This window comes from Fervidobacterium pennivorans (assembly GCF_001644665.1).
Lineage (GTDB): Bacteria > Thermotogota > Thermotogae > Thermotogales > Fervidobacteriaceae > Fervidobacterium > Fervidobacterium ngatamarikiense.
The window spans coordinates 975,297-986,329 of the sequence record NZ_CP011393.1; the positions used below are offsets into that span (position 1 = coordinate 975,297).

10 protein-coding genes are annotated in these 11,033 nt (G+C 39.6%); 6 read left to right on the forward strand and 4 right to left on the reverse strand.

The genetic code is table 11. The features are described 5' to 3' along the window. Nucleotides 1–106 precede the first annotated feature (106 nt). The 6 genes from JM64_RS04540 (at nucleotide 107) to JM64_RS10310 (ending at nucleotide 5,905) form a co-directional block, all read left to right on the forward strand. On the forward strand, nucleotides 107–1,921 hold the full coding sequence (locus JM64_RS04540; RefSeq protein ID WP_064011666.1) for an ABC transporter substrate-binding protein: 1,815 nt from the start codon (nucleotides 107–109) through the stop codon (nucleotides 1,919–1,921). Nucleotides 1,922–2,014: 93 nt separating this feature from the next. After that, a complete protein-coding gene (locus JM64_RS04545) occupies nucleotides 2,015–3,031 on the forward strand; it encodes an ABC transporter permease (RefSeq protein WP_064011667.1) in 1,017 nt (338 codons plus the stop codon). 2 nt (nucleotides 3,032–3,033) lie between these two features. Then, entirely contained in the window at nucleotides 3,034–3,876 is an 843-nt protein-coding gene (locus JM64_RS04550; protein WP_064011668.1) for an ABC transporter permease, read from the forward strand. A 2-nt stretch (nucleotides 3,877–3,878) separates the two neighbouring features. Next, nucleotides 3,879–4,874 carry an ABC transporter ATP-binding protein gene (locus JM64_RS04555; RefSeq protein ID WP_064011669.1) on the forward strand — a complete coding sequence of 332 codons (996 nt, stop codon included), beginning with the start codon at nucleotides 3,879–3,881 and terminating at the stop codon, nucleotides 4,872–4,874. After that, complete coding sequence (locus JM64_RS04560; RefSeq protein ID WP_064011670.1) at nucleotides 4,871–5,677, forward strand: ABC transporter ATP-binding protein; 807 nt, start codon at nucleotides 4,871–4,873, stop codon at nucleotides 5,675–5,677. Before JM64_RS04555 ends, JM64_RS04560 begins: the two co-directional genes overlap by 4 nt. Nucleotides 5,678–5,686: 9 nt before the next feature. Beyond that, nucleotides 5,687–5,905 (forward strand): TM0026 family membrane protein, encoded by a 219-nt coding sequence (locus tag JM64_RS10310; protein WP_064011671.1) that lies wholly within the window; start codon nucleotides 5,687–5,689, stop codon nucleotides 5,903–5,905. 49 nt (nucleotides 5,906–5,954) lie between these two features. Here JM64_RS10310 and JM64_RS04570 read toward each other — a convergent pair whose 3' ends face one another. From JM64_RS04570 to tilS, 4 genes are read right to left on the reverse strand one after another with little or no spacing between them, the layout of a single operon-like run. Next, nucleotides 5,955–7,361, reverse strand: coding sequence for a B12-binding domain-containing radical SAM protein (locus JM64_RS04570; RefSeq protein WP_064011672.1), 1,407 nt, complete (start codon nucleotides 7,359–7,361; stop codon nucleotides 5,955–5,957). A gap of 40 nt (nucleotides 7,362–7,401) precedes the next feature. Next, on the reverse strand, nucleotides 7,402–7,800 hold the full coding sequence (locus JM64_RS04575) for a thioesterase family protein (RefSeq protein WP_064011673.1): 399 nt from the start codon (nucleotides 7,798–7,800) through the stop codon (nucleotides 7,402–7,404). 35 nt (nucleotides 7,801–7,835) lie between these two features. Next, a complete protein-coding gene (ftsH, locus tag JM64_RS04580) occupies nucleotides 7,836–9,686 on the reverse strand; it encodes an ATP-dependent zinc metalloprotease FtsH (protein WP_064011674.1) in 1,851 nt (616 codons plus the stop codon). Next, nucleotides 9,676–11,031 carry a tRNA lysidine(34) synthetase TilS gene (gene tilS / locus JM64_RS04585; RefSeq protein ID WP_064011675.1) on the reverse strand — a complete coding sequence of 452 codons (1,356 nt, stop codon included), beginning with the start codon at nucleotides 11,029–11,031 and terminating at the stop codon, nucleotides 9,676–9,678. The genes ftsH and tilS overlap by 11 nt, the downstream gene beginning before the upstream one ends. Nucleotides 11,032–11,033: the final 2 nt, after the last annotated feature.

The following is an 11,033-nucleotide window of genomic DNA, read 5'->3' on the forward strand; positions in this document are numbered from 1 at the left end:
TCGAGAGTTGGTTGGGGGTGTCCCCTCTTTATAAGGATAATGCGGTTTTTGGAAAGTTTCAATACTTTTAGTTAACATTATCACACATTTTTAGGGAGGTGTTTGTATGAGGCGGTTTGGAACGTTTTTCCTCTTGCTCGTGGTTCTTTCGTTAACCATGGCGGCGGTAACATTGCCACGAGAAGAGACAGTTTATGTCGCAGGAGCACTTTGGGGACCAGCAACTACTTGGAACCTTTATGCAGCGCAGTCAACATGGGGAACTGACCAGTTCTTGTACCTGCCAGCATTCCAGTATGACCTTGGAAGAGATGCTTGGATTCCTGTTATCGCTGAAAAGTACGAGTTCGTAAACAGCACTACTCTAAGAATCTACATCCGTAAAGAGGCAAAGTGGAGCGACGGAAGAGACATAACCTCAGAAGATTTCATGTACACATTCCAACTTACGAAAGAGCTCGGTATAGGTCCTGGAGCTGGTTGGGACAATTACATCGAATCTATAAACCGGGTCGGAGCAAAAGTTGTCGAATTCAAAGCAAAAACCAAACCTCTTAACTACTTCCAATTCCTTTCATACGCACTCGGTGCACAACCGATGCCAAAACATGTTTACGATGGTTTGAAAGCAAAGAAGATCAACATAGGTGATTGGGTCAATGACAAGCCGTCTGAACAAGTTGTTTCTGGACCTTACAAACTCTACTTCTATGCCCCAGACCTCGTTGTCTATCAGAGAATTGATAACTGGTGGGGTAAGTCTATCTTTGGATTGCCAAAACCAAAGTACATTGCACACGTCATTTACAAGGACAACCCAACAGCAACGTTGGCAATTGAGAGAGGTGACGTAGACTGGGCAGGATTGTTCATCCCAAGTGTTTGGGAAATGTGGCAAAAGAAGAATTTGCCAGTCGGAACATGGTACAAATCCAAACCATACTTTTTACCTGACGGAGTTGGATTTGTATATCTGAACAACACAAAACCAGGACTTTCTGACCCTGAAGTAAGAAAAGCTATTGCATACGCTATCCCATACGATGATATGTTAGAAAAAGCATACTTCGGATATGGAAGTCAAGCTCATCCGTCATTTGTTATCGACCTTTTCGAACCAAACAAACAGCATATCAACTATGACCTATGGAAGAAAACCTTCGGAACAGCCGATGGAAGACCAGATTATAACCTTGACAAAGCAAAGAAAATACTTGACGATGCAGGATACAAAGTTGGTAAAGATGGCATAAGGGTTGGACCTGACGGTAAGAAGCTTTCTTACACAATTTCTGTTCCATACGGTTGGACAGACTGGATGATGATGTGTGAACTTATAGCAAAGAGCTTGAAACAAATAGGAATCGAGGTAATAACAGAATTCCCAGACTTCTCGGTATGGGCAGACAGGATGACAAAAGGAACATTCGACATGATTATCTCTTGGAGCGTTGGACCAAGCTTTGATCATCCATTCAACATTTACAGATTCGTTCTCGATAAAAGACTCTCTGCACCTGTGGGAGAAGTCACCTGGGCAGGCGACTGGGAACGCTATGATAACGATGAAATAGTAAAACTACTTGACAATGCGGTATCTACACTTGATCCAGCAGTGAGAAAGAACGCATACTTCAGGATTCAGGAGATAATAGCAAGAGATATGCCATCAATACCTGCATTCTACACAGCCCACTGGTATGAATATTCGACAAAATATTGGGTCAACTGGCCAAACCAAGACAAACCATATTGGTTCAGACCAGCTCCATGGCATGCTGATACGTGGCCAGTTCTATTTGGAATTTCTTCTGCAAAGAACCCACAACCAGTTCCAAAATGGCTTGAAACAGTAGATAATGGTGGACTTAGCATACCAACGTCAAAAATTTTCAAAGACTTACAGTCAGCAAAGAAATAATCTACTATCCCGGTCCCTCTCAGGGGACCGGTTTGTTAAGCTACAACTTTTTGTAACCCTGAGTAAAATAAAAACTGAGGAGTGATAAACACGATGAAATTCAAGCCTATGTTCAAGTTTATTGGAAGAAGGTTTCTATTTCTTCTGTTAACATATATTGTAGCTACCACTATAGTCTTCATACTACCACGCGCAATTCCTGGTAACCCGCTTTCTCAACTTCTATCAAATTTATCCCGCGTTGCTCAAGCAAATCCCGAATCTATTAGGGCAGCCGAAAGAGTTTTGCTTGAGGAATTCGGAACAGATAAACCGGTAATGGTTCAATACGTTAACTTCGTATCAAAAGCTCTTCGAGGAGATTTGGGAGTTTCAATAACCTACTATCCGAGAAAAGTAATCGACTTGATTATACCTGTTATTCCGTGGACACTGGTTCTGTTACTTCCAGCAACACTGACAGCTTGGTGGCTTGGTAATAAACTTGGAGCGATAGCAGGCTATAGGAGAAACACATGGGTAGATAAGTGGGTTTTGACATCTTCCATGATTCTTTCTCAAATTCCTTACTACTGGCTTGGTATGATTTTCATTTATTTATTCGGTGTAAAATTGGGTTGGTTACCAGTCCAAGGCGCCTATTCTCAAGGGACAATTCCAAGCTTCAGCTTGAGCTTCATTATCGATGTGTTAAAACACTACATAATGCCATTTGCGTCAATTGTTCTCTCTGCAATGGGTGGATGGGCAATAGGAATGAGAGTTATGATTGTCTATGAACTTGGTAGCGATTACGCCTTATTCTCAGAGTACCTTGGAATGGAAGATAAAAGAATATTCAAGTATGCTTATAGGAATTCTTTGTTACCACAAATTACAGGACTCGCATTAAGCTTAGGTGGAGCGTTAGGTGGAGCATTAATAACAGAAATTGTTTTTAACTACCCTGGAACAGGATACCTGCTTTTCAAGGGACTTACAACCCTTGATTATCCAATGATTCAAGGAATTTTTGTTATCCTCATCGCTTCAATCTACCTTGCAAACTTTGTAGTTGATTTTGTGTACGCTTTAATAGATCCAAGGATAAGACTTGGTCAGGAGGAATGAATATGTTGCTAACAATGATAAGACCGCTTTTTAAGAACAAAAAATTCATAATTGGAATAACAATATTCCTCTTCTTTCTTTTGAGTGGGATTTTAGGTCCATATTTTTACAAAGTAGATCCAACGCATATGAGTTGGGATTTCGAACAATCACCATCTGCTAACCATCCACTCGGAACGGATACATACGGGCGTGATATTTTAGCACAGCTACTTCATGGTATTCGTTCTTCCCTTTACGTAGGCTTTCTCGCAGCAATAATTTCACTAGTGATAGGTTCCATTATTGGTAGTTTGGCAGCTGTTAAGAGAGGAATCATCGACGACATTTTGATGGCGATAACAAACATTGTTCTGACAACGCCTTCCATATTAATTGCTATCCTGATTGCAAGTTACCTTCGTGTTAGGAGCTTAGAAGTTGTTGCAGTTATTCTTGGTCTTTTCCAGTGGCCCTGGTATGCGAGAGCCATAAGAGCTCAGCTGATGAGTGTTATGTCTCGAGAGTATGTTTACCTCTCAAGGATTGCAGGATATTCTGACTTGAGATTGGTTGTTGAGGACCTTTTACCAACTATAGCCACATACGCGTTTATGTCCTTCGTGTTGTTCATAAACGGAGGGATAATGGGGGAAGCAGGATTGAGTTTGATAGGTCTTGGACCTACCCAAGGAATATCATTAGGGCTGATGCTCCAGTGGTCGGTGCTAATGGACGGTATAAGGAGAGGGCTCTGGTGGTGGTTCGTGCCACCTGGAATAGCAATCGTTGCTGTAACTGCTTCTTTGATGGTTATAAGCACCACGATGGATGAAGTTTTCAATCCACGTTTGAGGGAGGAATAAAAGTGAAGGAAGTACTATTAAAAGTTGAGAATGCTAAGGCGTATTATAAATTAGAAAAGGCTACAGTTAAGGCTGTCGACAACGTATCCTTTGAAATATACGAAGGAGAAGTCATCGGCATAGTAGGTGAATCAGGGTCTGGGAAAACCACGCTCTCTAACGTCATATTCATGAATATGCTAAAACCACTGACGCTGGTAGATGGGAAAGTCTTTCTAAAAGTAGATGGCAAATTTGAAGAAATCTCTGCAATGTCCAGGGAAGAAGTGAAACGTAGATTTTGGGGTAAGGATATAACCATCATCCCACAGAGCGCTATGAACGCACTCATGCCCACCATTAAGATGTCTAAATATGTTGAACATTTGGCAGAATCGCACGGTGTTGAGCCAGCGGAACTTCTAAGGAAGGCGGAAGAAAGGTTCAAAGAAGTTGGTCTCAATCCTTTGTGGTTAAACAGGTATCCATTCGAATTGAGCGGTGGTATGAGGCAGAGAGCGGTTATCGCTATTGCAACGCTTCTGAATCCTAAGTTGCTTGTGGCTGATGAGCCGACTTCTGCTTTGGATGTAGTCAACCAAAAGGTGCTACTGCAAGTTCTGATGCAGTTGAAAAGAGCGGGGATTGTCAAAAGTATAATCTTTATCACGCATGATATTGCAACTATTAGACAGATTGCCGATAGAATGATAGTTATGTATGCAGGAAAGATTGTAGAATTCTCTGACATGGAAAAGATATTGGAAAAACCTCTTCATCCATACACAACGGGTTTGTTGAATTCTGTTTTAACACCTGAACCAGAAATAAGGACAAGAGGGATAAGTGTGATACCGGGTGCACCTGCAAATCTCATAAATCCACCATCAGGTTGCAGATTCCACCCAAGGTGTCCCTACGCAATGGATATATGTAAAGAAAAGGAACCTGAACTTATCGAGGTTGAAAGTGGTAGAAGGGTTGCATGTTTTCTCCACCAGGGGGCGAAAGGATTATGAGTAGATTAGTTGTAGAGAATCTAACAAAAACGTTTGCAATAGGATTTTTTTCAAAAAGATATATTCATGCTGTTAAAAATGTTTCTTTTGAGGTAAAAGAAAGAGAAATCGTATCTTTGGTTGGTGAAAGTGGCTCTGGAAAAACAACGACTGCAAAAATGATTTTAAGACTTTTTCCACCTACAAGCGGAAGAATAGTATTTGAAGGAAAGGATATATGGAGAGACATTAAAAAACAAGAAGATTTGAAATGGCTCAGAAGGAAAGTCCACGCGGTCTTCCAGGACCCATTCGCCAGTTACAATCCGTTTTATCCAGTTGAAAGGACGCTTTGGCAGGCTGTGAATTTAATGGAGAAAAAACCTCAAAGCAAAAAGGAAGGTTTGGAGATAATAAAGGAAGCACTTTTCAAAGTAGGAATAGACCCAAAAGATGTCCTTGGAAAGTATCCCCACCAAATTTCCGGTGGCCAAAAACAAAGAATAATGATTGCAAGATGCTGGATTTTGAGACCTCTACTAATAGTTGCAGACGAACCAACTTCTATGATTGATGCGTCGAGTCGCGGAGGTATAATTAAATTGCTTGAAGAACTAAGGGAAGAGCAGGGAACTTCTATTATATTCATCACACACGACTTAGGTCTTGCTTATTACGTTTCCGACAACATACTCGTAATGAAAGATGGTGAGGTAGTCGAAGGTGGACATCCTGATAAGGTTGTTTTGCAACCATCTCATGAATATACAAAACTACTTGTCGAAAGTGTTCCAAAATTATACAGAAAGCTTGAAGGGCTGTGATGTTAAGATATGTTTACCCGCACTGTTTTAACTATATTCACATGGGCTTTTGTGCTTGAGCTTTTAGTGTTAACGTACTATTTGTGTAAGGAACCTAAACCTTTTGAATTTTATCTCGATCTCGTACTCACGGTATTTACCGCTATTGTTTTGATTTTTGTCGTAACTAAGGAAAAAAGACAAAAGGAACTCGAAGGGCAAAAAAATGGAAGAAAAGAAGAAAGGTAAGAAATCGTAAAATCGCAGAGTAAAAAAGACGCGGAACACAAGTTCCGCGCTATTCTTCTATTTTGATGATTTGTTCAAGATAATCTACTGTCTGAGGACCTTTTAAGTGTGAGAGCTCGTATTGAATTCTACTCAGCTTGTAGCTTTCAAAGTCTGCCCTGACTTTTTTTGGAACATTTCTCCTTATGAATTTTGTTTTTTCGTCATACTCTCGTTTTTCTACCATCTTTCTATCAGCAAAAGGTGTGAATGGTTTTGGCACAAGTGGATTGACACTTATCACAACTTCCTGATAGCCCATATCAACGACCGTTTTCAGAAACTCGAAAAACTCTGCATAATCGTTCTCGTCCTCTTCTTCAAGTCCGATGATATAGTAAAACTTAACGTGCTTGAAACCAACCTCTCTTGCTAACTCTAGAGTTTTGATAATCTGTTCTGTTGTTAAATCTTTAATCATGACATCTCTCATCTTCTGGGATATACCTTCAGGTGCTATCGTAAAAGAATGATGGTCTGTGTTTTTCAGCAACATCAAGAGCCTTTTGTCAATTTTATCCGCTCGCATTGATGAGATTGAAAACTTTATATTTTGACTCTCCAGATAGTCTAACAGTCCCTCAAGATAAGGATAATCTGTTATTGTTGCACTTATTAATCCGTACTCGTAACCTTTGCGCTCTTCAAAAACGTTTATGACTTCATCAAGACTTGCAAATTTCACAGGCTTTTTCGTATAACCAGTTACACAAAATGCACATCTACGAATGCAGCCGCGTCCTATTTCAACAAGTAATTTATTTTTATATGGCGAAAAAGGGGTTATGAAATGGGCCACCGGCACAGGGCTTAAATTGCCAATACAATTCGTAAATTTCAACTTACCGTATTTTCTCGAATAGATTTGATTGATATTCAACAGATGTCTGATTATGTCATCTTTATTATCAAGTCGCAAGGCTTCTGAGAATTCATCAACACAGCATTCCAAATCTCCAACGAATACAAAATCAGCTATTTCGTCTACTAATTCATGATTGAAAAGCATTACAGGTCCACCAAATATAATTATCGGATGGTAGGCTTGTCGCTCGAATGCTGAGAAAGGTATACCTTTTTTAACGAGGATATCTGCTACATTTAGCAAGTCGTTTTCAAACTGTAATGTGAATAACCATACTGGAAACTCGTCTAAAGGAATCTGGTCCTCCATAGAATAAAATCGTTCGAACCAGTTTTCGTAGAAAAACCTCTGAACATTTAACCCACGTTCTGTCAATAGAGTTTGCACCCAACTCCAAGCCAACGAACCACTCGCAATTGTATAGGAATTTGGGAAAATGAGGGCAACCCTACCAAGGTTGCCCTCTATTTTTCTAACAATCTTCTCAGAGTTTCTAAATTTTAAAACATGGCTATACTCTTTAAAAGCTTCCGAACTACGCGGTCTTCTCATCCTTTAAGTTATTCACCTTTCTTTGGTTTTTGTTTTTTAATCATGCATGTTCAAGTGCTTTTCTTCTTAAGTAATTCTTGGAGACAACAACGCGTGTCAGGTTAATTTCTGCAATTTTTTGCGATTCTCTCAAAATAAGTACTTTGAATGTAATGTGGTTTTTAGAGACATCTGTTATCCTTAGTCCAGCTACGAGGTGCTCTCCAACAACAACAGGTGCTATATGTTCAATCTCAACTTTTGTAACAACCGACGTTTCATCTTCGCTTAAATAACTGTTCAACAAATCAAAAGAAGCGGCACTTACCTCTTTGAAAAGAGACGATGTTGAGACTAGATGAAGATAGGAAAGCTCACTATCCTCGTCCCAAACCATCGATTCATCGGTTGCAATTTCAAAAGATTTGTTCAAACCCAAAAGGCTTTCAAAACGCTCCATTTTTATTCCTCCTTGCAAACTGTTCAAAACAGCTTTTAATTTGCCGCTACTTCATCCTTGGGATTTTCACTTTCCTCGTTGCCATTTAGCATGGCTCTCAGTTCTTCGCCACTCATAATTTCTCTTTCAAGTAATACAGCAACTATCTGGTCCATTTTGGTGCGATTCTTTTCAAGTATTTGCTTTGCTCGTTCATAACAGCTCATCACTATTTTTTGAATCTCATGGTCGATGAGTTTTGCAACATCTTCACTGTAATTACGAATTCTGGTGAGTTCTTTACCAAGGAAGACTTCTTGTTCCGTCTTTCCCCATGCAAGTGGACCGAAGCTTTCACTCATTCCGTACTCACAAACCATTTTCCTCGCGATTTCTGTTGCACGTTCTATATCGTTTGCTGCACCACTTGTGAAATCACCAAAAACGAGCTCTTCAGCAGCCCTTCCACCAAGTAGTGTCGTTATGTTGTCAAGAAGTTCACTTTTGCTCACAAGGTATTTATCTTCCGCCGGAAGATGTAGCGTATAACCCAAAGCGGCATATCCGCGTGGGATTATAGATATTCTGTGTACAGGATCCGCGTTTGGTAACGAAGAACTTATAATAGCATGGCCTACTTCATGATAGGCAACTATTCGCTTTTGCTTTTCAGAAATCATCCTTGATTTTCTTGCGGGTCCAGCTATTACTCTGTCTATCGCTTCTTCAAAATCCTCCATCTTAATGATGTTTCTCCCCGCCCTTGCAGCTAAAAGAGCGGCTTCATTGACCAAGTTTTCCAAATCTGCACCTACGAAGCCCGTAGTCCTTTTAGCTAAAAGCGAGACATCCACATCTTTGTCTATAGGTTTATTTCTTAAATGAACCCTCAATATTGCCTCTCGACCTTTCACATCTGGTGGATCCACAACGATTTTCTTGTCAAACCTGCCGGGTCTCAAAAGTGCGGGGTCAAGTATATCAGGTCGGTTTGTTGCAGCCATCACTACGATTCCCTGGTTGACATCAAATCCATCCATTTCGACAAGTAACTGGTTTAACGTTTGTTCCCTCTCATCATGTCCTCCACCAAGGCCAGCCCCTCTGTGCCTACCAACTGCGTCAATTTCGTCTATGAAGACTATACACGGTGCGCTTGCTTTTGCTTGCTCAAAAAGGTCTCTAACTCTCGCAGCTCCAACACCAACAAACAGCTCAACGAAATCCGAACCGCTTATGTGGAAGAATGGAACATTAGCTTCCCCGGCAACCGCACGTGCAAGTAATGTTTTTCCAGTACCTGGAGGTCCTACAAGTAATATACCTTTAGGCATTCGTGCACCAATTTTCGCGTACTTACCAGGGTTCTTTAAAAAGTCAACAGTTTCTCTAAGCTCCTCAACTGCCTCATCAACGCCAGCAACATCTTTAAACGTTACTTTTATTTTGTTAGGTCCCACTTTTTCTGCTCTGCTTTTTGTAAAATTAAAGGCTTGGTTGTTACCTCTCCCAAGTCCACGTATTATGAAGGCAAAAAGTAGCAATGTCACTACAAACATTGCTATATTTCCTATCACATTTATCCAAAAAGAACTATCAACACTTCGCTCACCTTCAACAATAATTCCATATTCAACGAGTTTATTGATTTTTTCGACATCGTATCTAAACCAGGGAGCGTAAACTGAATACAATTTTCCATTCTTTGTTTCAACTGAGATATTTCCGTCGTCTTTTATAATAACCTTTGCTATATCGGTTTCTCCATTACCTAACCGATTGACAAAATCGCTGTAACTCATATTTATTTCTACAACACCCTTTGAATTTACCAATCCTTGGTAAACCCAGAAGAGAAAGAGAGCTGTGAGTATGAAAAAAATAATTGAACTCAAGTTACGATTCAAAATTTATACCTCCTTTCGAAACAATCTCCAGTCCCATTTCATCAAGGATTTTAGACTTGTAATACCCCGGCACGTAAATTACACGTTCGTTTAACACAACTATTGGTATCAACCTCCTCACGAAAGTCGGAACTTTCTTTTCGTTGAATACTTCTTTCAACTTTTTACCTTCATAGGTTTTGTCACCTTCATTCCAATTTCTCACAACCAAGCAAATTTTAGGAACATCAGATTTAATTATACCACGAATCACTAAATTAATAAAGTATCCGTTAATCTCTATACCCTTCATGAGTTTCCTCGTATAATCTTCGCTATTATCTGATAGTTCAATAACAAATTTAAAAGGTTCAAAGCTTTTGATATTCCCAAGCATTACCCATCCGTGGGATACTTCAGCCCCTAGTTCTCCCCAAAACGAAACCTTGAAAGATTTAGATTTATTGACATTTCTGGAAAAGCGTTCGATTTTTTCTCGGTCTAATGGTTTACCAAAGAATTGGAGTGAAAACCTGCGTAGTTGTTCAATTTGTAAAAACGGATTGTTGTGCAGTTTAAAAATCAACCTATTCTCCAAAATATACTTTTCAGTTCTTTCTATCACATGTTCAACATATTCATCCAATTCCCAAATACTAAGTGCCAAAGAAATTGCTGCACTTTCAAGTTTGGGATTGATTTTTTTGAGAAGTGGCACTATGCTGTGTCTTATATAATTCCTCTGATAATGTTCATCGTAATTCGACATATCAACTACATAATCCAAATTCCTATTTTTTGCATAAAGTTCTATCTCCTGCCTTGTGAAAAATAACAGGGGTCTGAAATAATTGTTCGAAATTATTTTCAGTCCAGCCAATCCAAAGGGACCTGTGCCCTTTGTAAACCGCATTATCATTGTCTCAAGTAAGTCATTAGCATTGTGGGCAGTCACTGTCAATTCGTAATGGTGTTCTTTCATAACTTGTTCAAGAAACCTGTATCTAAGAACTCTTGCAGCTTCCTCTATCGACATCTTATTCTCCTGAGAAAAACTCCTGACATCAGCAGAGTCTGTGAAGAATTTAAATCCCATCAGCTCTGACTTGGCTTTTACAAACTCAACTTCTTCATCCGCTTCCGATCGAAGTTTGTGGTTGAACGTTGCAACACCTATTTGTAAGTTTTGCCTTTCCTTTTTTAGTCTGAAAAACAAATCAAGCATAGTTATTGAATCTATTCCACCTGAGACAGCAAGAAGAAATGAATTAACTTCTGAGGCATATTCATCTATTATCCTTTTAAACTTTTCATAAAGGTCGAGCTTTTCAAAATTGTGAGAACTAAAATCTGTCAGATAAGCCATAC

Excerpts from the sequence above, each read along its gene's own strand:
- JM64_RS04540 (WP_064011666.1), top strand. The coding sequence starts at position 107 with ATGAGGCGGTTTGGAACGTTTTTCCTCTTGCTCGTGGTTCTTTCGTTA.
- JM64_RS04545 (WP_064011667.1), top strand. The coding sequence starts at position 2,015 with ATGAAATTCAAGCCTATGTTCAAGTTTATTGGAAGAAGGTTTCTATTT.
- JM64_RS04550 (WP_064011668.1), top strand. The coding sequence starts at position 3,034 with ATGTTGCTAACAATGATAAGACCGCTTTTTAAGAACAAAAAATTCATA.
- JM64_RS04560 (WP_064011670.1), top strand. The coding sequence starts at position 4,871 with ATGAGTAGATTAGTTGTAGAGAATCTAACAAAAACGTTTGCAATAGGA.
- JM64_RS10310 (WP_064011671.1), top strand. The coding sequence starts at position 5,687 with ATGTTTACCCGCACTGTTTTAACTATATTCACATGGGCTTTTGTGCTT.
- JM64_RS04570 (WP_064011672.1), bottom strand. The coding sequence starts at position 7,361 with ATGAGAAGACCGCGTAGTTCGGAAGCTTTTAAAGAGTATAGCCATGTT.
- JM64_RS04575 (WP_064011673.1), bottom strand. The coding sequence starts at position 7,800 with ATGGAGCGTTTTGAAAGCCTTTTGGGTTTGAACAAATCTTTTGAAATT.
- tilS (WP_064011675.1), bottom strand. The coding sequence starts at position 11,031 with ATGGCTTATCTGACAGATTTTAGTTCTCACAATTTTGAAAAGCTCGAC.